Genomic DNA, 24,017 nt, shown 5'->3' with positions numbered 1-24,017 from the left:
AAGGACAATGTCCTTATCTCTTTTTTCTTCCTCCGTCATCTTCTTGGCAATCTTTTTTCCCCAGGCTATGACTTCCTCCTCGCTGTTATTGTGCTGAGGAAGAAGCTCTTCCATAGTTCCTAGTTTCCTTACTATCTTTGAAGTTGATTTGCCGTTCTTTCTAAATGATTTCTGGATGTAAAGTGATGTAGAGTTCTTAGATTTTGAAAAAGTCAGTTTCATAGGCATCACCTCCTGCAGCTATTATATCATATATTCCTACGTATTACTACATATAATTTCGCAAATTTGACAATAAAAAAACTCAAAAGCATTGATATAATCAACGTTTTGAGCGATTTGGTTAGTGAAAAAATAGAGACAACTGTCAAACTCCCGAGGTTAACTGAGAGAAGTTCCCCATCATATAAAAAATAATAGAATTATATTTATTTTATTATTGTTGTGTAAACAAGTACTTTACAAAGATGTATTGATGACATATTATATTAACGGAAGGGGAATGGTAATATATCACTTCGTCTTTAAGCTGTGAAATATCAATAATGAAAAAAGTATTGATTAATTGGGACAAAGTTGATATATTATGTTTGCTCATGAGAATCATTGTTGGATTGTTATAGGAGGCATATTTATGGAGAAGAAGTTGCCAACAGATGCACATGTACTTGTTTCTTTCTTAAACACTAAATTAAGAGACGAATACGATTCATTAGATGCACTTTGTGATGACTATGATGTAAAAGATGATGAGTTAATCTTAAAAGCACTATCAATCGATTACACATATGATCCAGAACTTAACCAGTTTAAGTAATATAAACTTAAAGAAGGGCTTCAAGAGAGATGAAGCTCTTTTTTATTATGTAAAAAGTTTGGTTTAGTGAAAAGAATTGTATTGTACTTTGTGGATTTCCTACAAAAGTAATATAAATATTGGGATGATAGTGCTATAATATGAGGCATAATTATGGAGGATTTGTGAATGCTTAAGTTAGAAGATTTTAAAGCAGCGAAAGAACGTGTTGATGAAGTCATCACACCTACTCCGCTCATTTATAGTGAACCATTCTCAACAGAATGTCGTAATCAAGTGTATATTAAGCCAGAAAACTTACAGAAGACTGGCGCTTTTAAGATACGTGGAGCATACAACAAGATTAGAAAGTTATCCGAAGAAGAAAAAGCAAAGGGACTTATTGCTGCTTCAGCAGGTAACCATGCCCAGGGTGTTGCCTATGCAGCTAGAGAATTAGGTGCCAAGGCAGTCATCTGTATGCCAGCTCATACGCCACTTATTAAGGTTGAAAACACAGAAAAACTTGGCGCAGAAGTTGTCTTACATGGCGAAGTCTATGATGATGCCTACAATAAATGTATGGAACTAGTGAAAAAGAATGGCTATACATTGGTTCATCCATTTGATGATGAAGATGTTATTGAAGGACAGGGCACAATTGCCTTAGAAATCCTAGAGGAATTACCTGACACTGATGTAATTCTTGTACCAGTAGGTGGTGGAGGATTGATTTCCGGTGTTGCAGCTGCAGCCAAATCTATCAATCCTCGTATTAAGATTATTGGTGTTGAACCAGAAGGTGCAGCAAGTGCTTTGGCAGCTATTAATGAAGATAGAGTTGTTTCTTTAAAAGAAGCTAATACTATTGCGGATGGTACAGCTGTAAAGACAATTGGTAAGTTACCATTTGAATATATTAAGGAATATGTTGATGGTATTATTACTGTATCAGATTATGAATTAATGAAAGCATTCTTGGTAATGGTGGAAAAACATAAACTGGTAGCAGAAAACTCAGGTATTCTTCCTCTTGCTGCATTAAAGAAGCTCAATCTTAAGAATAAGAAAGTTGTTTGTCTTGTATCAGGTGGTAATATTGATGTAAGAAGTATCTCTTCAATGATCAACAAGGGCTTAATTGAAAGAGGACGTATCTTCTCATTCTCAGTACAGCTCCCAGATAAACCAGGACAACTTGTTTATGTTGCCCAAGTGCTTGCTTCATGTAATGCGAATGTTATTGCGGTTGACCACAACCAGTTTAGAAACTTTGAAGACTTTGGTGAAGTGGAATTACGTGTGACTTGTGAAACGAATGGTGAAAAGCATATTGCACAGATCATTGATGCCTTCATGAAAGACGGTTATAAAATTACAAGAATTAACTAGGCTATGTCTTCGGACATAGCTTTTCTTTTAGTCTAAAATATTTTACATAAACCATTCCTAAATGCATAAGAACATAGCTTTTCTTTGATGTTCAATGTATACTGTAGTCAGGAGGATATATTATGAATCGTATATTTGATTATCTCAGCAACATACCTTTCCCAAAACATATCAAGAAGAGCCATAAGATTATTGTTGGCATTATACTCTTGGTCGTCATCCTACTTTATTACTTCTTTGTACATCCAACACTCAATATCCAGTCTTTTACAGGTCTTTGGTTTATTGTTTCATTGCTTGTACTTCTCTTTCTCTATACCCTCTATATTCGTACACTTGCGAATTCAGTCATCATTTCAAAAATACAAAAAGTACTCGTTTCACTTGTATTCCTGCTTATTGTAGGTGGAGCACTTGGCTTTCTCTTTTCATCTAAGATATTCCATGCCAAACTCTATTCAAAACGTATCAATGTTGAACAAGTAGAATTCAGTAATAAGACTATTCATGATGTTGACTTCACAAAGACACCGATTCTTGATCGTAAATCGACAGAAAAGCTTGGTGACAAAGTTATGGGTGATATGCCTGAACTTGTCAGCCAGTTCGAAGTCTCTGATGAATATACACAAATCTCCTACAAGAATTCCGTCTACCGTGTTACACCATTAGAATATGCCGGTTTCTTCAAATATTTCACTAATCGATCAGAAGGCATTCCTGCCTACATCATTGTCAATAGCACGAATGGGAAAACCCAGCTCGTCAAACTCAAAGATCTCGGTCTGGATGGTATGAAATATGTACCATCTGCCTATTTTGGAGAAAACTTACAACGCCGTCTTCAACTCAAATATCCAACAAAGATCTTTGGAACACCATCATTTGAAATAGATGAGAAGGGTCATCCTTATTATATATGTACAACATATGGATATTATGGTGTTAATTCAAAGCAATATGTAAATGGTATGGTACTCTTTGATCCAATTACTGGTGATAGTAAGAAATATGATGTTGGTCATTTTCCTAAATGGGTTGATCGTATTTATCCAGAAAGTCTTATTATGAATGAAGTTGATGATAATGGTTCATTAAAGAATGGTTTCCTTAATTCTATTATTGGTCAAAAGAATGTAACAGTGACAAGTGATGGCTATAACTATCTAGAAAAAGATGGTGATATCTGGATCTATTCAGGTATTACTTCCGCCAACAAAGACACATCTAATTTAGGATTTGTACTGACAAACTTAAGAACGCATCGGACATTAAAATTTGCCTGCTCAGGGGCAGATGAACAAGCCGCAATGGCTTCAGCAGAAGGTGAAGTCAAGAACTATGGCTATGATGCCACATTCCCACTTCTCGTCAATGTCGCAGGACATCCAGTCTACTTACTTTCACTCAAAGACTCAGGTGGCTTAGTGAAGATGTATGCGATGGTTGATGCAAAGGACTATCAAAGCGTCACTGTTGTTTCAGCTGATAGCTACAACAATCTTGACTTGTTGAAAAAGCAGTATATTGCGAATCTTGCTGGAGAATCTGGTGAAAGTGTTAAAGGTAAACTCTCCAAAGCAACAATCGTTGTTAATTCAGTGAACTTTATGACAATAGATGGCAAGACAAAAGCCTATATTGTGGATGACAAAGGCTTACGCTACAAGATTGAAGCCACAAATACCAATGAAGACATTTTAGCTTTCATGCATACTGGTGATAAGTATGAGATAGAATATCTCAAGAGTGATGATATTCAGATCATTAAATCAATCAAAAAGAATTAACATACAAAGCATTGTTCGTTAATACGTTCAATGCTTTTTTATGAATGCTTGTTTTTCTTTTCTTCTAAAATAGAAAGACTTACAATAGTACTAGAGGTGATTTTCTTGAAACCAGCCATATTATTACAATCAGACTTTTCACTCACATGGGGTGCTGTTGCATCAATGAAAGGTGTTATTAAAACTGTTGATCCAGAATTAGAAATTATTGATATCTGTCATGATATACCAAAGTTTAATACATTTATCGCAAGTTATTTTTTAAGACAAGTATTACCATATTGGCCAGCCAATACAATTGCTGTATCAGTTGTTGATCCTGGTGTTGGAACACCAAGAAAAGCAGCTATTGCGAAAATGCATGGAGGTCAAATTATCATTACTCCTGATAATGGAACACTTACGCATATGAAGAAACATGTCGGCAGTGTCAGAGAAATTGATGACTCTTTTGATTTAAGAGGAGCAGGTTCTGTCTTTGATGGCAGGGATAAGTTTGCTTATGTTGCAGCATTGTTGGCAAGTGGACAAAAGAAGTTTGAAGAAATAGGTCATGAATATGATATAAGTGAGATTATTGAATGTGAAGAATATAATATTCAGCCAAAACTAGAAAAAAACAAAGTACAAGGCTTTGTCATGATGGAAAATAAGCATTTTGGTGGTATAGAATTCAATATTAAGAATAGAGATTTTGATAACTGTGATTTTAATTTTGGGGATCATGTACAAATAGTCATTACAAGAGAAAAGCATGTTGTCTATCATGATATTGTTGAATATAATAAAGCATTTGGCTTTGTCCCAATAGGCAAGCCAATACTCTATCCTGGTTCATCAGGCTTTATGTCGCTTGATGTCAACCAAGGCTCACTGCTAGACAAATACCCACTTATAGATATGGGTAAAGAATATGAAGTCATCATTACTAAAGACAAAGATGACTAACAATTCTATCTTTACAACATCAATAAACAAAAGGCAAAATAGACATATACATTTTGCCTTTATTCATATTAGATTTACTAGAGTCTTAAAAAAATTACCACAATTTAAGAAAAGAGAAAGTACTATTATTTCCTTATAAATAAAGGAGTAACGAACACTTTTAAACAAGTGAAGTGTTTAAGAAAATGTAGCAGTATAAAAGATGCAGAAGGGGAAATGAGAAGTATGAGTGAATATAAGCCACCATTCCATATTACAGATAAAATCATAAATCTGCTTGCAGATATCAGTGAACAGATTGGTCGGATTAATGTTTTATCCCACGGTAATATGAACCCACACCTAAGAAAAGCCAATAGAATACAAACAATTCATTCACCCATTTGCTGATGGAAACGGGCGCATGGGAAGAATGTGGCACAGTATGCTTCTTGGAAAATGGAATGCATTGTTTTATTGGCTACCAATTGAAGAACTGATTCGTACCAGACAACAAGTATACTACGATGCTCTTGGTAAATCGGATATGGAAGTTGATAGTAGTACTTTTGTAGAACTCATGTTAGAGATTATTCTAGATACGCTAAAAGAGACGCGTGTTGTTGGAAATGTGGGAGATTCTAATGCGCCAATACACCAAGATAATGGCGCATTGGATGGCGTTTTGGAAAGAGAAATACTTGCATTACTAAAAAAGGAACCTAGCATCACGCAAAAAGCATTATTAAAAAAGCTCAATATTCCTTACCGTACGCTTCAACGAAAAATGAAAGAATTACAAAAGTATGAGAAAATTGAACGTATTGGCGGAAAAAAGGTATGGATATTGGGATGTTAAATAAAGTTTGAGATTCACTAAGTTAAAAGAATTACCACAATTTAAGAAAAGAAAAAGTACCCATAATTCCTTGTAAATAAAGGACTTTAGGGTACTTTTGAATGTTATAAGTGTTTAAGAAATGAGGAATTAAATTTATGTGTTGTTCTTACTGGACGTGTTGTATAAGTGAAGCGATGAATGAAGTGTATGTGTTTGAATGCATGATTTCTTGTTGGAACTTAGGATTGTTGACAAGTTCAATGAATACATCATAAAGATGTTCCATATTAAGGCTATCTCCTCTTTTTATTGCAAGTAGGAATATGATGCGTACTGTTTCTTCATTGTGCCAAAGAAGAGGTTCATCCAGTATTGCGACTGCAACTTTTGTTTTCTTCGCAATAACATCTAATGGATGAGGTAATGCAAATACTTCATTCATGTTGGTGTTTGAGAGCTCTTCTCTCTTATAGACTGAATCAATATAATGCTCATCAACTATACCTTCTTTAAGTAGCATGCTATTGAGTTCATCTAATAAAGCTTTCTTTGATGTGGCTTTCTTTTTGTGAATAAAGAGAGATGAATCAAAGAATTTTTTAATTTTATCTGACTTATTCTGATCAATTGAAGTAATAAGACGAGATACTGTTTCGATATCCTGCTGGTTTAATGAAAAGTCTACAGTTATCGTAGGAACATATGTTTGTTCAAGAGGGACTGTTGAAATAACACAATCAATTTCTTTAAAATCATCCTCAGTAAGATTGAGATAGTCAATGAGAGATAGCTTCTTTACGATTGATAGCTTTCTTCCGAATACATTTTGTAGACGAGCTTCAAGCATACGTGATGTTGCTTGGCCAGACCCACATACTAAGTAAATAGATTTCTTTTTAATTGATCCTGAAAAACAGCGCTCTATTGCTGCTCCAATATGTAATGCGATATAGCCAATATCATCTTCAGGAAAAGATAATGAACTAGATGACTGTTTAAGTATTGTTTTCGCTATTTCGAATGGTAATGGATAATTCGCTTTTATTGTGTTGAGTAATGGATTCTTGTTTTCAAGATGAAGTTCCATCATGGACATGGATGTACGAAGATGGTTATAAAGATCATTTCTAAGAATTTGATCATTTCTTAAATCAAAGTTATAACCCTTATAAATACCATCAAGAAAAGTATCTATAAGTTGATTGATGGCATAGTCATCAACTGAATTATCATTATATTTCACATTCGTAATTAAATGTATGGAAATATAAAGCTTTTCTCCATGGGTAATTGTTATATCATAATAGTCACTAATCTTATCACATATTTCATCAACAATTTCTTTAATATCTTTTGGAATTTGTGTTGAATTTATTGCGCTTATATAATCATCATTGAGTATTCTTGAAATCATTAATGCGAAATAGATAGTAAGGTTTTTTAGTCTATAATCATCAGTCTCTACATGATGCTTTTTAAAGACGGATATAAGGATGGGAATTATTGCATTAACCTCAACATCATTAAAGTAGACCTTCTCTTCTTTTGTGAGCATTGATATTGTTGAGTATTCACTTAAGGGATGGATTTCATTGATAATACATTCTCTCTTATCCGATTCATTTCCGATAACTTTTACACCAACACCAGGTTTAACAATATATTCTAAGTTGTATTGGGTGAGTAGTTTCTTGATAGCTTTTATATAATTTGAAAAAGTATTCTTAGAAACAAATACTGCATCAGACAAATCTTCAGTTGGTATGTAATCGTGCGAATAGAGTAAGGTAGTGAGGATATAACGCATTCTATCCTGGCTTGAATCTAGATCTTTTGTGTCAGATTCTCTTTTTGAAATAGTATTTAGGAATGCATTGAATTCTTGTTCATTATCTATTTGTAAGTAATAGCCTGTTCTTCTCTTTAATTGAATACTTGCGCCCTGTAAAACATCATTTAGGTTATTAATGTCACTGCGAATAGTCCGATCGGATACTTTAAAGAGACTAGTGAGTTTAGCAATGCTTGTATACTCATTACTACGAATATAATTAAAAATATCTTCAAGCCGCTTATAGTTAAACATGAATATCCTCCTTTCTATAATCATCCTTATTATTAATATTAACGCAATCAGCAAAATAAACAATCAAAGCTATTTCCATTTTGAAGTGGAAAAGGCTTACATGTAAGGGCTTTCTATTTCCGAAACAAGTGGAAATTGCATAAATTGAGAAAGATTTTACGAACGCTTATACTTAATGGTGTCAAAGGGAGGTGGCAAAAAGCATGAATGATTTATTAAATGAAAATACAGTCTTTCTAAATGTTGATGAAAAAGATAAAGACGGCATTCTTAAGTTTATTAGTACGAAAGCTCAAGAACTCGATATCACTGATGATGCCGATGCCCTCTATCATGACTTTCTTGAAAGAGAAAAAGAATTCTCAACAGGCTTGCAAGATGGATTCGCAATTCCCCATGCAAGAACTAATAATGTAAAGAAAGTTACAGTTATGTATTTACGTAATAAAAACAGTATTGAGTGGCAGACCCTAGATGATCAACCTGTTAAATATATTTTCGCATTACTTGTACCTGAAAAGAGTGCAGGCGATGTCCATTTGAAGATGATTTCTTCACTTGCGACAGCTTTATTAGAGGATGATTTCAAAAATACAGTTATCTCATCAAATGATAAAAACGAATTAACACGTTTTATATTAAAAATTATGAAGGAGGAAAATTAATATGAAAGTTGTTGGTGTATCAGCATGTCCAGCTGGCTTAGCACACACTCCAATGGCTGCTAAGGCATTGGAAAAAGCTGGCAAAAAGATTGGCTTTGATGTCAAAATGGAACAGCAGGGTTCCATGGGACAGGTCAATAAAATTACAAATGAAGAAGCGCAGGCTGCTGACTTTGTATTGATTGCTTCAGATCAGCATATCGAAGGCATGGATCGTTTTAAAGGAAAACCTGTGATTCGTGTCAATATTACAACTTGCATTAAGGCACCTGAAGCTGTTTTAAAGAAATGTGCTAAGGCTGTCGAAGCAAAAAAACAATAAAAAAATCATAGGACTATGGCCCAGCCCTATGACTACATACTGTATAGTGAGTACGCACTCTCATTATATAGTAAAAATATTATATTGAGGAGAGGAAATTTATGAAAAAGTTTTTTAGTGAAGCCAAAGGTCATTTGATGACAGGTATTGGCTACATGTTACCACTTATTATTGGTGCTTCTTTAGTTGTTGCTATTCCATTAATTATTGCTTTATGTACTGGTGTATCAAGCTTAGATCCATATGCTAAGTCTACAGGATTTTACCATGTATTATATCAGATTCAACAAGTTGGTTGGACAGGTATTGGCTTAGTTAATACAGTATTAGCTGGATTCATTGCGTATTCAATTGCTGAAAAGCCTGCAATTGGTGCTGGTTTAATTGGTGGTGCTATTGCTTCTAATTATCAGGAAGGTTTCTTGGGAGCTGTTATTGCCGGTTTCTTAGCTGGTTATACAGTAAGATGGTGCAAAAAGCACTTTAATTTACCTGATTCATTTAAATCAATGATGCCATTAGTTATTTTACCATTCTTTGCTACTATTGTTATTGCATTAGTAATGGGGGTTATTCTTAATACACCATTATCAATGCTTAATACTGCATTAATTTCTTGGATTCGTACAATGAGTAAGTCTGGAACGAACCAGCTTGTCTTAGCTATTGTGTTAGGTGCTATGATTGCTTCTGATATGGGTGGTCCTATCAATAAAGCAGCTTGGATGGCAGGTAACGTTTTATTAACTGAAAAGATCTATCAACCAAATGTTTATATCAACTGTGCAATTTGTATTCCACCATTAGCTTATGCTATTTCAACAGTTATTAGAAGCTCACGTTATTCAGAATCATTCAAGGATGCTGGTAAAGGTAACTGGGTAATGGGATTTGTTGGTATTACTGAAGGTGCTATCCCATTCACATTAGTCAAAGCTTCTCGTCTTGTTCCTGTAAATATGATTGGTGGTGCACTTGGTGCTGCAGTAACATGCTTACTTGGTGCTAAAGCTTCAATCCCTCCAGTTGGTGGTATTTATGGCTTTATTACAATTGGTAATGGCTGGGCTTACTTAGTAGGTATGCTTGTAGGTGCACTCTTTATCGCTTTAGTAGCTCCTATGGTTGCTGACTTTAGTGTTGACCCTGAAGCTGAAGATGAAACGATGACTGAAGACGATATTGATATCTCATTTGAATAAAACAAAAGCAAGAAGGATTAACCTTCTTGCTTTTCACTAAGGAGGAACATTTTATGGCAAAGAAAATACATGTTGTACCACATTTTCATTGGGATCGTGAATGGTATTTTACGACTTCTCGTTCTAAAGTATATCTTATGAAAGACTTAGGGGATGTTTTAGAGACATTGGAAAATGATCCTGAATTTAAATACTTTATGCTTGATGCACAGGGATCATTATTGGATGACTACATTAAATGGAGACCAGAAGATGAAAATAGAATCAAACGACTTGTCCAGGCTCATCGTTTGATTATTGGGCCATGGTATACACAAAGTGATCTGATGCTTATTTCTGCAGAGTCAATAGTAAGAAATATGTATTATGGAATGAAGACATGTTTAAAATATGGTCCTTATATGAATGTTGGTTATGTACCAGATTCATTTGGCATGTCAGGTAATATGCCACAAATCTATAACCAATTTGGTATTAAAGATACATTATTCTGGCGTGGTGTTACTAATGATATGGTTAAGCATACAGACTATAAATGGCGTGGTCATGATGGAAGTGAAGTATTCGTGACACAGATTCCATATGGTTATTACATTGGTGGTAATATTCCAGAAGATGAAGAAGATGCGAAAAAGTTCTGGCAGAACGAGTGCTTAAAGAAAGCTGGCACTGGTGCTACAGATAATATCTATTTTCCTAATGGCTTCGATCAGGCACCAATTAGAAAGAATCTTGTTGATTTAGTGAAAAAGCAACAAGAAGCAGATCCTGAAAATGCATACGTAATAAGTTGTATTGAGGATTATATTAAGGATGTGAAAAAGGCTCATCCTGAACTAGAAGAAGTTGAAGGTGAACTGATTCTTGGTAAACATAGTCGTGTTCATAAATCTATTTTTTCTTCACGTTCAGATTTAAAAGCACTTAATACAAAGCTACAGAATTATGTCGCGAATGTATTAGAACCACTTCTTACAATGTCTTATTCATTGGGTAATGAGTATCCACATGGGCCTATGGAAACAATCTGGAAATTATTCTTTGAAAATGCTGCTCATGATTCTATTGGCTCTTGTATTTCAGATACAGCCAATGAAGATGTTTATATGCGTTATAAACAAATTAGAGACATTGCTGAAGCGCTTGTCGAATTACATACAAGACTCATCTCAACAAGTGTGAAGAATAATGCTGATATGACGATTACAATGTTTAATACCTTACCAACAAAAAGAAATGATGTTGTTATCGCAAAACTGTACCTTCCAGGAACAACATTTGCTTTAAAAGATGCTCATGGCAATAATGTGGATTATACAATAATTGAATCTAGAGATCTGACAGACTATGTATTATCACAAACAATAAAGCTTAATCCAAGCAAACAATTCTATGTTCCAGAAAAGGTAATAGAAGCTACTGTTGCTATATCAGCACATAATCTCCCAGCTATGGGTTATGAACAGTATACTCTTGACTTTACATGTTCATCAAACAAAGTATTGGAAGATACTAATGATATTGAAAATGAATACTATTCAATTCATCTTGAAGATGATGGCACCCTTACAATTACTGATAAGAGAAATGGTCATGTTTATAAAAATCAAGCTATTTTAGAAGAAAATGGTGATGGTGGAGACTCGTTTAACTATTCACCAGCACATCAGGATTTAATTACATATTCAAAAGATCATCTAGTAGAAAGTCATGCAAATAAATCGGATATATATGCATCTCTCAAAGCAGTCTATAAGATGCCAATTCCTTGTGATTTAGAAGAACGTGCACTTGGCCAACGCTCTTTAGAATTACCAATTACAATGACAGTTGCTTTACGTAAAGGTTCACCAGTTATCGATTTTAAGGTTCATGTTGATAATGTTGGTAAGTCTCATCGTCTATGTATTGTATTTGATGCCCAATTGATTTCAAAGGTTAATTTTGCGGATGAACAATTTGGTGTTATTCAAAGAGAAAATGTTCATACAAAAGAAATGGCACTTTATAATGAAGCACTTGAAAAATCAAAGACTGCAAAAGAAACAGTTAATAATGCAGTCCCACTTAACTTCCAACAAAGTCAAACTGCCTGGCAAGAACCTCCTATCTCAATTGAACCTACACAGAGTTTTGTAAGTTTAAGTGATGAAACTAGAGGTATTGCATTAATACCACAAGGTGTACGTGAATATGAAGTCATCGATAACCATTCAATTCGTTTAACACTCTTTAGAACATATTCATTTATGGGAAAAGAGAATCTCATTTATCGTCCAGGAAGAGCTAGTGGTGAACGTATTATTGAAACAAAAGATGCTGAATTACAGAAGTCTCTAGATTTCACATTTGGTTTTATGACATTTGATGGAGATTTCAATGATGCAAATATTGCAAATCTCGCAAAAGCATATAATACGCCTATTATCGCAAGAGAATATGCTGAATTCTTAAATGGAAGATTAATATTCTCACAAATGGAAGTAGAAGGGGACAAGAGTAATACATATTCACTATTTACTACAGAAAACAACCTGGTTGTGAGTGCAATCAAGAAAGCCGAAGATAAAAATGCCTATATTATTAGACTTTACAATGGCAAATTCCATCAGGATATTAGTGATCAGCTCGTATTCTCAAAGAGAATAAAGAAAGCTTATTATACAAATTTAAAAGAAGAATATGAAGGTCATATTGAAGCAGATGATCATACGCTTTCAATTAAACCTTTATCACATTGTAAGTTTGTCACAATTTATGTTGAACTAGATTAATTCATTAGAGATAGGATCTGCAAACAACTTTATTGCAATAATCCTATCTTTTTTAATAATTAGTTATGAGCATCTTTTGGGATTATATTTTGGATTTATATTTCTTTAATTGAGCATTTTTCTTAATTTTACTGGTCATAGCCCTGAAAGAATGTAAAAGGTTCAAGTGTTCCGAAATATACTCCGAAAAACTAATCAATTGTCTATATTTTATTAGTTATAATCTTAAAAATTATCAAACTGACAATGAAAATGCGAATGTAATCTATAAATAAATCACATGTTTTAAATATTGGTGGTTATATTCTTGAAATCTTTTAGAATAATTGGGGAGATTCTTGCATATCAATCTGCATTCTTTTATGATGAGTGAGGAATGATATGAAATATAACTTGAAATGTCATGATATTTCGCATATACTAGTGACAAATGAAAGAAAGGAACTTAAGACATGTACGTATTTTGCACGGAAAAACCTAAGATTTCGGCTAATATTCTACAGGGGTCTTTATTTTCATTTTTCTATTTTCATAATTAAGACATATCATTTACTGATATGTCTTTTTTTTAGAAAAGTAAAGGAGGGCTATTGATGAAAGCTTATTTGATATTGGAAGATGGACATGTATTTGAAGGTGTGAGCTTTGGTGCTGAAAAAGAAGTTATTAGTGAATTTGTTTTCAACACATCAATGACAGGATATACAGAAATCCTGACTGATCCTAGTTATGCAGGACAGAGTGTTGTAATGACATACCCACTTATTGGTAACTATGGTGTAAGTTATAAGGACCAGGAAGCAGCACATCCATTTGTAGAGGGATTTGTAGTTCATGAATTATCTCGTTTAGGTTCGAACTTCAGAATGAATATGAATTTGAATGATTATATGATTGAAAATAACATTCCTGGTATTCAAGGTGTTGATACACGTGCTATTACAAAGATTATTCGTCAACATGGTTGTATGAACGGTATGATTACAACACAGAAATATAATGTTGATGAAGTACTTGATAAGATTAAAGCCTTCAAGGTAGAAGGTGTTGTACAGAGATGTACATGTGATGCACCTTATAAGCTAGGTAGAGGTGATTTCCATGTTGCCTTATATGACTTTGGGGCAAAGCGTAATATTGCCAAGGAGTTAGTGAAACGTGGATGTGAAGTAACTGTTGTGCCAGCTAGTACACCAGCTAGTGAAATCATCAATGGTAACTATGATGGTATTATGCTTTCTAATGGTCCTGGTGACCCAGCTGAAAATGTTGAAATTGTAAAGGAAATTAAGGAATTAGCTGCAAGTGGTATGCCAATCTTTGCGATTTGCCTAGGTCATCAGCTTATGGCCCTTGCTCATGACTTCAAGACAGAGAAATTGAAGTTTGGTCATCATGGTGCGAACCATCCAGTACGTGATGCTCATACAGGTAGAGTTTATATCTCTACTCAAAACCACAACTATGTCATTAAAGAAGATTCTATTGATCCAGAAGTAGCCAAGGTTTGGTTCACTAATGTCAATGATGGCACTATTGAAGGTATGGAATATATCAATGAAAATATCCGTACTGTACAGTTCCATCCAGAGGCTTCAGCAGGTCCTCATGATACTGCATATTTATTTGATGAATTTATTAAAATGATGGGAGGTCATAAAAATGCCTAAAAGAAAAGATATCCATAAAGTACTCGTTATCGGTTCAGGACCAATCATCATTGGTCAGGCAGCTGAATTCGACTATGCCGGCACACAGGCATGTCGTGCATTAAAAGAAGAGGGAATAGAAGTTGTTCTTATTAACTCAAACCCTGCAACAATCATGACAGATAAAGATATTGCTGATCATGTATATATTGAACCCTTAACTGTACCAACAGTAAAACACTTAATTGAAGTTGAAAAACCAGATTCTATTCTTCCAACATTGGGTGGACAGAATGCTTTAAATATTGCGATGGCATTAGATGATGAAGGTTTCTTAGAAGCACATAATGTCAAGACAATTGGGACTAACTGTGCCACTATTAAAGAAGCAGAAGACCGTGAATTATTCAAAGAATTAATGGAACGTATTCAGGAACCAATTGCTCCATCAAAGACAGTAAACTATGTAGAAGATGCATTAGAATATGCTCGTGAAATTGGTTATCCAGTTGTTGTAAGACCTGCTTATACACTTGGTGGAACAGGTGGAGGTATTGCCCATAATGAAAAAGAACTCCATGATATCTGTTCAAATGGTTTAAGACTTTCAAGAGTAAGCCAGGTGCTTATTGAAAAGTCTATTGCCGGTTGGAAAGAAATTGAATATGAAGTTATGCGTGACCATGCGGGTAACTGTATTACTGTATGTAATATGGAAAATATTGACCCAGTTGGTGTTCATACTGGTGACTCTGTTGTTGTGGCGCCTTCTCAGACACTTGGTGATCGTGAATATCAGATGCTTAGAAGCTCAGCCCTTAATATTATTACAGCGTTAGGTATTGAAGGTGGCTGTAATGTCCAGTATGCCTTAAATCCATATAGCTTCGAATATTGCGTTATTGAAGTTAACCCACGTGTATCCCGTTCTTCAGCCCTTGCTTCAAAAGCAACAGGTTATCCTATTGCGAAACTTGCAGCTAAGATTGCCTTAGGATATACATTGGATGAAATCAAGAATGCCGTTACTGGTAAGACATATGCTTCATTCGAACCAGCTCTTGACTATATTGTATGTAAGATTCCTAAATGGCCATTTGATAAATTCTATGATGCTTCAAGAAAACTCGGTACACAGATGAAAGCTACGGGTGAAGTTATGGCTATCTGCAATAACTTTGAAGGAGCACTCATGAAGGCTTTACGTTCACTTGAACAGAATGTCTTCTATCTCAATCTTGATAATTTAAAAGACAAAGATACGATCTATTTAAGAAGAAAGCTGAAAGATGTTGATGATCAGAGATTATTCGTGATTGCGGAATCACTGAGAAAAGGTATTTCTGTACAGGAAATCCATGAAATTACAATGATTGATGTATGGTTCATCGATAAGATCAGACATTTAGTACAAATTGAAGAAAGACTAAGAAGTGAACCACTCACAATCGAACTTCTCAAAGAAGCCAAAGAAAGAGAATTCCCAGACCGTGTTATTTCTGAACTCTCAGGCATGAAGTCTGAACGTATTAGACAGTTAAGACTAGAAAACAATATCACTGCTGCCTTTAAGACAGTTGATACATGTGCAGCTGAATTCGCAGCAGAAACACCATATTTCTATTCTGTATTTGGTGGTGAACATGAAATTGCGCCAGATGAAAACAAAAAGAAAGTTATGGTCCTTGGCTCAGGTCCAATTAGAATTGGTCAGGGTATTGAATTTGACTTCTGTAGCGTACATTGCGTATGGGCATTAAAGGAAGCAGGCTATGAAACAATCATCGTCAACAATAATCCAGAAACTGTTTCAACAGACTTTGATATTGCGGATCGCTTATATTTTGAACCATTAACAGCAGAAGATGTGAGAGAAATTGTTGATTTAGAGAAACCTGATGGTGCCATTGTCCAGTTTGGTGGTCAGACTGCGATTAAGCTTACTCAGGACTTAATGAATATGGGTGTCAAGATTCTTGGTACTTCAGCTGATGATGTTGATGCTGCTGAAGACAGAGAACGTTTCGATGAAATACTTGAAAAGTGTCATATCGATCGACCTAGAGGTGATACAGTCTTCACTGTTGATGAAGCTATTGCTGCTGCCAATAAGATTGGCTATCCAGTCTTAGTTCGTCCAAGTTATGTACTTGGTGGGGCAGGGATGGAAATTGCTTTAAATGATGGTGATGTCAAGAAATTCATTGGTCATATTAATGAACAGTTCCAGGAACATCCAATCCTGATTGATAAATACTTAAGTGGTAAAGAATGTGAAGTCGATGCCATCTGTGATGGTACAGGCGTACTGATTCCAGGTATCATGGAACATGTTGAAAGAGCAGGTGTACACTCAGGTGACTCTATTTCTGTCTACCCACCACAGAAGCTTAAGAAAGAAGTCCAGCATACTATTTGTGAATATACTGAAAGACTTGCGAAAGCTTTACATGTCGTAGGCTTAATCAATATTCAGTTCATTGTCTATGAAGATGAAGTTTATGTCATTGAAGTTAACCCAAGATCTTCACGTACTATCCCATATATCTCTAAGGTTACAGGTATCCCAATTGTCAAAGTCGCAACAAAAGCTATCATGGGACATTCAATTCCTGAACAAGGTTATTCCTATGGCTTAGTACCTGAAAAAGATACGGTTGCCGTAAAGATGCCAGTCTTCTCATTCGAAAAGATTACAGGCGCAGAAATCAGCTTAGGTCCTGAAATGAAATCAACAGGTGAAGTCCTTGGTATTTCTAAGGATCCTGATGAAGCAATGTATAAAGCATTCATTGGTACAGGTATCGATCTTCCAAAGAAAAAGAATATTATCTGTACAGTTAAGGATTCCAGCAAAGAAGAATTCCTACCAATTGCGAAACAGTATTATATGTTTGGTTATGATCTTTATGCGACTAAGGGTACATATGAATTCTTAAAAGCACATGATGTACCATGTCATTTCGTTAACCGTATTACCGAGAAAACAAATACAATCTTTGATCTCATGTTGACGGATACAGTCGATCTTGTCATCGATATCCCAACCCGTAATAGTAATCTTAAAGATGGCTTTGTGATCAGAAGATTTGCGGTTGAAGCAGGTATTCCAATCTATACATCTCTTGATACAGCCCAGGCTTTAATCAATTCACTTGAGAAAAAGCATAATGGTTCTACATCACTAGTAGATATCGCAAAATTATAATTCATCCAGACAACAGTTAATCGCTGTTGTCTTTTTATTTTTTCATGAAAGGGAAAATATAAGTATGCACTTATTACTTGTAGACATAATCAAGGGAAAGTGGGGGTATGAAAGATGCTATGAGTATAAGGGCAACTATTATATAATGACAGGGATTGGTTCTAACGGCTTTATTGTCACTGCGTACCCAATAAGAAAGGATGATTTATAATGTATACGATAAAATTAATGAACGAATATCTTCATGGGCCTATATGGATATATGACGAAGATGGATATATAAGAAGAAAATATCCATTAATCGATAATAATGAAGAACTTCAACGATTAAATGAACAAGCAAGAAAACTATATGATTCTTTTTATTCATTTGATGAAAATGATAATGCATGTACTTTTAATGAGGATGAATATAAAGCAGCACACAAAGAGATGGTTGAGATAATAAAGAAAATAATTCAAAAATTAGAAGAAATAAATAATAATGATTTCGTGATTGAAGATTACATTACTAAAGATATTGTTGATTAATATTGAAATAACAGTTTTTTTAGGTCTCTAATTGATGGTGTTGAATATCTTGGTTATCTTGTTGTACTAGAATTAAAGCTCATATTGCCTGTAGCGAAAAACTGGCAATTTAAACAATTACGCTTAACACCATGTACTTACGCAGGCACTCAGTTAGATCATAACTGGGTCATTACCGGACATAATTATCGTCGTCATTTTTCCTATTTGAAAACTTTAAAGAAGGGCGATAGCTTATGTTTTATCAATGCATCCGGTGCTAAAATTAACTATCTTGTAGAAAAAACAGAAGTACTACAACCTACACAAGTTAATGAAATGACGGATAGTGGCTATGATTTAAGTCTATTTACATGCACATATTCTAGGACAAGCCGTTTTACATTACGTTGTCACCAAGTTAATACATAAGAGAGAAGTAATGATATTGTTTCTCTCTTTTTGACGTTGACTATGTTTTTAGGATATATTCATGTATAATAGGATTACCAAATCAAAGGAGGTCTATTTATGGGCTTTATTATTGCCGGCGTTATTATCGCTTTAATCGTTATATGGGCTATTACAACATATAATAGCTTGGTCAAATTAAGAAATAAATGTGAGAATGCCTGGAGTCAGGTATCGGTTGTGTTAAAGCGTAGAGCTGATCTTATTCCTAACTTAGTAGAAACAGTCAAAGGCTATGCTAAGCATGAAAGTGAAACACTTGAGAAGGTCATGGCTGCCCGTAATGCTTTCACAAATGCCTCAACACCAGAAGCACAAATGGCATCTAGTGGAGAACTCACAAGAGCACTAGGAAGACTCTTTGCGGTGGCTGAAGCTTATCCTGACTTAAAGGCTAACCAGAACTTTACTTCATTACAAAATGACTTACGTGATACTGAAAATAAAATCCAGTATGCCCGTCAGTTCTATAATGATGCTGTGAATACATTTAAGAATAAGTGCGAAATGTTCCCAAGTAATATCATTGCGAATATGGGTGGCTTTAAACCTATGCCATTCTTTGAAGTTGACGAAGCAGACAAAGAAGTACCAAAAGTACAGTTCTAAAGAAATATCCATCTACAATTTCTGTAGATGGATGTTTTTTGTTGAAATAAAGGCACAAATGCTTTGTTTTATAAATGTAACATAAAATATGTTACATTTATAAAAGCCAACCATATTAATATAGTTACCTGATGCTTTTTTATATTGTTTATCAATCTATACTTTATGCTTATAGCTTCTACTTTTTACATCTTCCAACATACCGCTTTTCTTCAAATAAATCATATACCCTAGACAAAGGCTAAGTTCAAGAATGGATGAAAAAGGTGTAGCTAAACCAATGTGGAAAAGACTAGGATGGGGCTGAATACTCATGAAATAAGAGACAGGGACTCTAACTAAGAAAGCACCTAGTATTCCTTGTATCATAACGAACTTCGTCTTCCCGATACCATTATAGAATCCTGTATAACAGAAGAAGATTGATGTAAAGAGACAATCAATCGCATAGGCTTTAAGATAGTCGGTAGCTGCAAAAATAACTTTATGATCTGATGAGAAAATACTTGCAAGCATATTGCCGTGGAAATAAGTTAAAACAAACATGCCAATGCCAATACTAAAAGAAACAACAACGCCATAATGAAGAGCCTTGCGTGCTCTTATCATTAAGCCTGCACCATAATTCTGTGCAACAAAAGCAGACATTGATTGCATGAAGGCCGAAGAAATCAACATGATAAAGGCACATACCTTTTCTGCAACACCAACACCAGCGGATGCTGTTACACCCATAGCATTGACAATGGCTAAGATGATGAGAAAAGATATGCTGACAAGAAGATCTTGTAAGGCTATAGGTGCACCAAAACTAATGATTTTTGATAAGATTTGCTGATCTATTTTGAGATGCTTACGATGCAAAGTAAAAGGGAGTTCTTTTCGACGAATCAAGTGAAGTGAAATAAGAACACTGATAACCTGAGCAAAAACAGTCGCTATAGCAGCCCCTTCTGTTCCCATTTCAAAGATGGCACATAAAATCAAATCACCAACAATATTAAACACACAAGCAATCGCAACAGTGATTAATGGTGTCTTAGAATCACCAAGCCCTCTAAATATACAGCCAATAAGATTATAAGCCACAATCACAACCATACCGCCTCCACAAATCCTCAAATAGGCAACCGTCTTATCGAATGCTTCCTGAGGGGCATTCATTAAGCTACTTAACTGTGGAGTTAAGAAAAGCATGGCAATGGACATAATGACCGCAATAATGATAAAGAATATAATACCCGTACCAACACTCTTATCACCAGCTTCTTTCTCACCACGACCAATCTGTTGGCCAAGAAGAATCGTTAAGCCCATGGCAAAACTGCTGACTAAATTCGTCAATGTGACCATGATCTGTGAACCTGTTGAAACGGCTGAAACATCGACTGATGAGGCAAACTTCCCTACGATCAATAAGTCTACAGCTCCATACATCGCTTGTAAGAACAACGCTAATAAAACAGGAAACGCAAAGAAAATAAGAGGTTGTAAGATTTTACCTTGGGTAAATGATGTTTGTTTCGTCATAATATCCTCCTCCTTAAAAATAAAAGCTGGACAAGAAAGCAGACATTTCTGTCTACCATCTTATCCAGCTATTGTTTCTTAAAACAATTCACCCTCCGATGACATTAAAAGCATAACATATGTAATCTTAATGTCAAGGCAAGAATATTGCCAATAATGCAATAAAAATTGACGCACTTAACAGCCTATAATAATATAAAAGTACTAGAAAGCTGATTTATGAAAAGAACAATAAATAATATTATCTAACCTTTAAATGAATACATATAATAGGCAAAACAAAATTATGGAGGCTAACAAGATGAGTAACACTATTACATATAATGACAAAATGGCTTTTCATTCTGGATATTATCTTGAGGAATTATTAGAAGAAAGCGAATTAACCCAAGAAGACTTTACGAAAAGACTTGGAATCACAAATGAAGATCTTAGCCTTCTTATAAGTGGTGAACAAAGCTTATCTATTGATATGGCATCAAAGTTATCGTGCCTGCTTGGAACAAGTGCGGAATATTGGCTTAATCTTCAACATTCATTTGACATAATTACTGCTGAGTTTGCGTCAAATCAAGAATTGAGAAATGATTAGGATTTAGTGGCTATTGTTGATGGAAGACACTAAATTATAGGGGGTTTCATTTGTCAATAGATTTTCCCTATTAAGAATATAAACAAACTTTTATAATAATTTCCATATTCATTAGTATTTTAATAGGTTATAATGGTGGGCAAAAGGGAGAGTGAAAAAAGTGAAAAGAGTATTAACGATTCAGGATATTTCATGTTTAGGTAAGTGTTCTTTAACAGTCGCATTACCACTTATATCGGCTACAGGCAATGAAGCTGTTATTCTACCAACTGCTGTATTATCAACACATACAATGTTCAAAGACTTTACATATAAAGACTTAAGTGACCAGCTTGATCCAATTACCCAGCATTGGAAGAGTCAGGATGTACAGTTTGATGCTATTTATACAGGTTATTTAGGAAGTGTTGAAGAAATCCATCATATGGAAAAAATCTTCAACATGTTTAAGACAAAAGACAATATTATCTTTATTGATCCAGTTATGGCAGATAATGGTAAGCTATATCCTAACTTTGATATGGATTATGTCAAAGCTAATGCGAAATTATGTGGTTTAGCTGATATTATTGTGCCTAATATTACTGAAGCATGCTTTATGACGGATACAGAATATAAAGAAGAATATGATGAAGCTTATATCAAAGATCTTTTAGATAAACTCGCAAAGCTTGGTTCTAAGATTGTTGTCTTAACGGGGGTATCATTATCTGAAGGTAAGACAGGTATTATGGGTTATGATACAGTTAAAAAGGAATACTTTAGCTATCAGAATGATATTGTCGGAGCGAAGTATCATGGTACAGGCGATATCTTCTCTTCAGTCGCTGTTGGGGCTTATATGAATGGCTTAAGCATTCGTGATGCATTGGCAGTAGCTGCTGACTATACGGCACTGACAATCAAGAAGACACTTGAGAATCCAAAGAAGCCTTGGTATGGCGTGGACTTTGAAGCAACAATTCCAGATTTAGTCAAAGCTTTAAAAGATGCACAGTAGTGCTATAATGGATTGGGTGATAAAATATGAACTACAATCTTAAATGTGATGAAGCAGCAACAAGACGTATTGTTGAAGCTGTAAAACCAGCAACCTTAGTTGCCGCTACAAAGTACACAACGGCTGATGAAATGGCAAAGTTAGAAGCTAATGGTGTAACAATCTTTGGAGAAAATCGTGTACAAGATTTCTTGAAGAAGAAAGAAGTCTATAAAGGGAAAGCCCATTGGCATTTCATTGGCACTTTACAGACAAATAAAGTAAAATATATTATTGATCAGGTGGATATGATTCATTCTGTCGCAAATAGAAAACTGATTGATGAAATAGAAAAACAGGCTGCAAAACATAATCTTGTCATGGCCGTTCTTCTTCAAGTCAATATTGCGAATGAAGAAAGCAAACATGGCTTTAAGAAAGAAGAAATGCAGGAAGTTATGGCCTATGCCCTCACAAAGCCTCATATTGAGGTAAGAGGACTGATGATGATGGCTCCAAATATTGATGTAGAAGCATGCCGTCCTTATTTCAAAGAAACAAGATTACTCTTAGAAGAACTTGCGAAAACATATCCACAAGCTCATTTAACAGAATTATCAATGGGTATGAGTCATGATTACAAGGTTGCTATTGAAGAAGGTAGCACGATGGTAAGAATTGGCCATGCACTCTTTAAGGATGAAGATGAATAATCTTCATCTTTTTACATAAAAATAGACCGATACTATAATCGATCGATCTTACAAATAGCTTCTTTGAGATAGTGCTGAGCTAGGCTATTAGGCTTAATATATTTTAGTGCATCTTCAACACTAAACCACTGGGCCTGATCAACTTCTCCAGTAAGCTTAAAATTCTTATCTTTGGCAACAGCCATGAAGTTTGTGATTAATGTGTTTGTACGTTCATAATACTGATTATCGTTGTACATGAAGCGTTCTATTTCTAAATGAACTTCTTCTTCAATCTCTCTTTTAAGTGTTGTTTCGAGGTTTTCACCTTTCGTCACATAACCAGCTACTAAGACATTATCTTTACGACCATACTGCTGAATCAAGAGAATTTCTTTTTTATCAGGCGAAAAGATAACGGACGAAATAGCATCGTTAAATGTTGGATATTTGAAGGTATGACAATGCATACAGAAAGGCACAAAGCCATCAATCCCATCACGCTTCATAATCAATTTCGTTCCACAAGTACTACAATACATACATCTCACCTCAATGCCCTCATTGTAGCGTAGGAAAACAATCTTGTAAATCCATATCATGTTGGACAAACAACATCTTTTCAACATCTATGTAGTAAAATAGTAGTTGACTTTACACATTTTATCGTTTAATATACATATGCCATAACGCAAGAATGTAGTAAATGTGAAGGAGTTATCAAGCTGTGGATAAAATGAATTATAAGGATATTGTAAGTCGTAAATGTGTTTTTTTTAATATGCGTGTGATTTGTGAAAAGGCTGGTGTGAATTATTCTACTTATCGTGGATGGAAGAATAATGGCCGTTCTTTTTCTGATCAAAAAGCAAAATTACTTTATGAAACAATGAGAAATATCATGAATTCATAAGCATATGATTTGAAGAAAATATTGTGAAAAGCTAATATTTGAAGTGATACAGGAATAAGGAGGTCAGAC

General features: G+C 34.7%; 21 protein-coding genes and 1 pseudogene. 18 read left to right on the top strand and 4 right to left on the bottom strand.

Annotated features, from left to right (window positions below):
* Positions 1-222: pseudogene (locus tag FYJ79_RS08475) on the bottom strand (IS1634 family transposase); the annotation flags it as partial.
* Positions 223-634: 412 nt separating this feature from the next.
* On the opposite strand from FYJ79_RS08475, the gene FYJ79_RS08470 reads away from it, so the two are divergent.
* The 5 genes from FYJ79_RS08470 (at position 635) to FYJ79_RS12760 (ending at position 5,764) form a co-directional block, all read left to right on the top strand.
* A complete protein-coding gene (locus FYJ79_RS08470) occupies positions 635-817 on the top strand; it encodes a DUF4250 domain-containing protein (RefSeq protein WP_033163305.1) in 183 nt (60 codons plus the stop codon).
* Between the two features lie 168 nt (positions 818-985).
* Positions 986-2,188 (top strand): threonine ammonia-lyase, encoded by a 1,203-nt coding sequence (ilvA, locus tag FYJ79_RS08465; protein ID WP_033163306.1) that lies wholly within the window; start codon positions 986-988, stop codon positions 2,186-2,188.
* 122 nt (positions 2,189-2,310) lie between these two features.
* Positions 2,311-3,978, top strand: a complete 1,668-nt coding sequence (locus FYJ79_RS08460; protein WP_229771421.1) for a hypothetical protein — start codon at positions 2,311-2,313, stop codon at positions 3,976-3,978.
* Positions 3,979-4,083: 105 nt separating this feature from the next.
* Positions 4,084-4,926, top strand: coding sequence for an SAM hydrolase/SAM-dependent halogenase family protein (locus tag FYJ79_RS08455; RefSeq protein ID WP_195837052.1), 843 nt, complete (start codon positions 4,084-4,086; stop codon positions 4,924-4,926).
* A 355-nt stretch (positions 4,927-5,281) separates the two neighbouring features.
* Positions 5,282-5,764 carry a Fic family protein gene (locus tag FYJ79_RS12760; protein ID WP_326803636.1) on the top strand — a complete coding sequence of 161 codons (483 nt, stop codon included), beginning with the start codon at positions 5,282-5,284 and terminating at the stop codon, positions 5,762-5,764.
* 148 nt (positions 5,765-5,912) lie between these two features.
* Here the strand turns inward: FYJ79_RS12760 and FYJ79_RS08445 are convergent, their stop codons facing one another.
* On the bottom strand, positions 5,913-7,832 hold the full coding sequence (locus FYJ79_RS08445) for a BglG family transcription antiterminator (protein ID WP_195837051.1): 1,920 nt from the start codon (positions 7,830-7,832) through the stop codon (positions 5,913-5,915).
* 203 nt (positions 7,833-8,035) lie between these two features.
* On the opposite strand from FYJ79_RS08445, the gene FYJ79_RS08440 reads away from it, so the two are divergent.
* The 9 genes from FYJ79_RS08440 (at position 8,036) to FYJ79_RS08400 (ending at position 19,242) form a co-directional block, all read left to right on the top strand.
* The gene (locus FYJ79_RS08440; RefSeq protein ID WP_154516816.1) at positions 8,036-8,497 is read left to right on the top strand and encodes a PTS sugar transporter subunit IIA; all 462 of its coding nucleotides are present in this window, start codon (positions 8,036-8,038) and stop codon (positions 8,495-8,497) included.
* A gap of 1 nt (position 8,498) precedes the next feature.
* Positions 8,499-8,819, top strand: coding sequence for a PTS fructose transporter subunit IIB (locus FYJ79_RS08435; RefSeq protein WP_154516811.1), 321 nt, complete (start codon positions 8,499-8,501; stop codon positions 8,817-8,819).
* A 101-nt stretch (positions 8,820-8,920) separates the two neighbouring features.
* Positions 8,921-10,021 carry a PTS fructose transporter subunit IIC gene (locus FYJ79_RS08430; RefSeq protein WP_154516808.1) on the top strand — a complete coding sequence of 367 codons (1,101 nt, stop codon included), beginning with the start codon at positions 8,921-8,923 and terminating at the stop codon, positions 10,019-10,021.
* A gap of 53 nt (positions 10,022-10,074) precedes the next feature.
* The gene (gene mngB / locus FYJ79_RS08425; protein ID WP_154516805.1) at positions 10,075-12,795 is read left to right on the top strand and encodes a mannosylglycerate hydrolase; all 2,721 of its coding nucleotides are present in this window, start codon (positions 10,075-10,077) and stop codon (positions 12,793-12,795) included.
* 593 nt (positions 12,796-13,388) lie between these two features.
* Positions 13,389-14,465: a carbamoyl phosphate synthase small subunit gene (locus FYJ79_RS08420; RefSeq protein ID WP_154516800.1), complete on the top strand. Its 1,077-nt coding sequence runs from the start codon at positions 13,389-13,391 to the stop codon at positions 14,463-14,465.
* Positions 14,458-17,652, top strand: coding sequence for a carbamoyl-phosphate synthase large subunit (carB, locus tag FYJ79_RS08415; protein ID WP_154516797.1), 3,195 nt, complete (start codon positions 14,458-14,460; stop codon positions 17,650-17,652). The genes FYJ79_RS08420 and carB overlap by 8 nt, the downstream gene beginning before the upstream one ends.
* A 210-nt stretch (positions 17,653-17,862) precedes the next feature.
* Complete coding sequence (locus FYJ79_RS08410) at positions 17,863-18,183, top strand: hypothetical protein (protein ID WP_154516794.1); 321 nt, start codon at positions 17,863-17,865, stop codon at positions 18,181-18,183.
* Between the two features lie 84 nt (positions 18,184-18,267).
* Positions 18,268-18,594, top strand: coding sequence for a sortase (locus FYJ79_RS08405; RefSeq protein WP_154516791.1), 327 nt, complete (start codon positions 18,268-18,270; stop codon positions 18,592-18,594).
* A gap of 99 nt (positions 18,595-18,693) precedes the next feature.
* Positions 18,694-19,242 (top strand): LemA family protein, encoded by a 549-nt coding sequence (locus FYJ79_RS08400; protein WP_154516788.1) that lies wholly within the window; start codon positions 18,694-18,696, stop codon positions 19,240-19,242.
* 156 nt (positions 19,243-19,398) lie between these two features.
* Here the strand turns inward: FYJ79_RS08400 and FYJ79_RS08395 are convergent, their stop codons facing one another.
* Positions 19,399-20,772, bottom strand: a complete 1,374-nt coding sequence (locus FYJ79_RS08395; protein ID WP_154516784.1) for an MATE family efflux transporter — start codon at positions 20,770-20,772, stop codon at positions 19,399-19,401.
* A 301-nt stretch (positions 20,773-21,073) separates the two neighbouring features.
* Here FYJ79_RS08395 and FYJ79_RS08390 point away from each other — a divergent pair, with 301 nt between their 5' ends.
* From FYJ79_RS08390 to FYJ79_RS08380, 3 genes are all read left to right on the top strand, one after another.
* Positions 21,074-21,364, top strand: coding sequence for a HigA family addiction module antitoxin (locus tag FYJ79_RS08390; RefSeq protein WP_154516780.1), 291 nt, complete (start codon positions 21,074-21,076; stop codon positions 21,362-21,364).
* A gap of 160 nt (positions 21,365-21,524) precedes the next feature.
* Positions 21,525-22,364 carry a pyridoxamine kinase gene (locus FYJ79_RS08385; protein ID WP_326803628.1) on the top strand — a complete coding sequence of 280 codons (840 nt, stop codon included), beginning with the start codon at positions 21,525-21,527 and terminating at the stop codon, positions 22,362-22,364.
* Between the two features lie 26 nt (positions 22,365-22,390).
* The gene (locus tag FYJ79_RS08380; RefSeq protein WP_154516777.1) at positions 22,391-23,056 is read left to right on the top strand and encodes a YggS family pyridoxal phosphate-dependent enzyme; all 666 of its coding nucleotides are present in this window, start codon (positions 22,391-22,393) and stop codon (positions 23,054-23,056) included.
* Positions 23,057-23,088: 32 nt separating this feature from the next.
* Here the strand turns inward: FYJ79_RS08380 and FYJ79_RS08375 are convergent, their stop codons facing one another.
* Positions 23,089-23,577 (bottom strand): NUDIX domain-containing protein, encoded by a 489-nt coding sequence (locus tag FYJ79_RS08375; protein ID WP_154516774.1) that lies wholly within the window; start codon positions 23,575-23,577, stop codon positions 23,089-23,091.
* Between the two features lie 185 nt (positions 23,578-23,762).
* Here FYJ79_RS08375 and FYJ79_RS08370 point away from each other — a divergent pair, with 185 nt between their 5' ends.
* Entirely contained in the window at positions 23,763-23,948 is a 186-nt protein-coding gene (locus FYJ79_RS08370; RefSeq protein WP_154516771.1) for a hypothetical protein, read from the top strand.
* The last annotated feature ends 69 nt before the right edge of the window (positions 23,949-24,017 follow it).

The organism is Sharpea porci (assembly GCF_009695655.1).
In the GTDB taxonomy this organism is placed as follows: domain Bacteria; phylum Bacillota_I; class Bacilli_A; order Erysipelotrichales; family Coprobacillaceae; genus Sharpea; species Sharpea porci.
The sequence above is the reverse complement of the archived record's forward strand: the minus strand, read 5'-3'. Positions and strand labels throughout refer to the sequence as shown.

Bases quoted from the DNA above. Each gene is read 5' to 3' on its own strand.
- FYJ79_RS08420 (WP_154516800.1), top strand. From the start codon at position 13,389: ATGAAAGCTTATTTGATATTGGAAGATGGACATGTATTTGAAGGTGTG.
- mngB (WP_154516805.1), top strand. From the start codon at position 10,075: ATGGCAAAGAAAATACATGTTGTACCACATTTTCATTGGGATCGTGAA.
- FYJ79_RS08445 (WP_195837051.1), bottom strand. From the start codon at position 7,832: ATGTTTAACTATAAGCGGCTTGAAGATATTTTTAATTATATTCGTAGT.
- FYJ79_RS08470 (WP_033163305.1), top strand. From the start codon at position 635: ATGGAGAAGAAGTTGCCAACAGATGCACATGTACTTGTTTCTTTCTTA.
- FYJ79_RS08380 (WP_154516777.1), top strand. From the start codon at position 22,391: ATGAACTACAATCTTAAATGTGATGAAGCAGCAACAAGACGTATTGTT.
- FYJ79_RS08410 (WP_154516794.1), top strand. From the start codon at position 17,863: ATGTATACGATAAAATTAATGAACGAATATCTTCATGGGCCTATATGG.
- FYJ79_RS08435 (WP_154516811.1), top strand. From the start codon at position 8,499: ATGAAAGTTGTTGGTGTATCAGCATGTCCAGCTGGCTTAGCACACACT.
- FYJ79_RS08395 (WP_154516784.1), bottom strand. From the start codon at position 20,772: ATGACGAAACAAACATCATTTACCCAAGGTAAAATCTTACAACCTCTT.
- ilvA (WP_033163306.1), top strand. From the start codon at position 986: ATGCTTAAGTTAGAAGATTTTAAAGCAGCGAAAGAACGTGTTGATGAA.
- carB (WP_154516797.1), top strand. From the start codon at position 14,458: ATGCCTAAAAGAAAAGATATCCATAAAGTACTCGTTATCGGTTCAGGA.
- FYJ79_RS08430 (WP_154516808.1), top strand. From the start codon at position 8,921: ATGAAAAAGTTTTTTAGTGAAGCCAAAGGTCATTTGATGACAGGTATT.
- FYJ79_RS08440 (WP_154516816.1), top strand. From the start codon at position 8,036: ATGAATGATTTATTAAATGAAAATACAGTCTTTCTAAATGTTGATGAA.
- FYJ79_RS08400 (WP_154516788.1), top strand. From the start codon at position 18,694: ATGGGCTTTATTATTGCCGGCGTTATTATCGCTTTAATCGTTATATGG.
- FYJ79_RS08390 (WP_154516780.1), top strand. From the start codon at position 21,074: ATGAGTAACACTATTACATATAATGACAAAATGGCTTTTCATTCTGGA.
- FYJ79_RS08375 (WP_154516774.1), bottom strand. From the start codon at position 23,577: ATGTATTGTAGTACTTGTGGAACGAAATTGATTATGAAGCGTGATGGG.
- FYJ79_RS08460 (WP_229771421.1), top strand. From the start codon at position 2,311: ATGAATCGTATATTTGATTATCTCAGCAACATACCTTTCCCAAAACAT.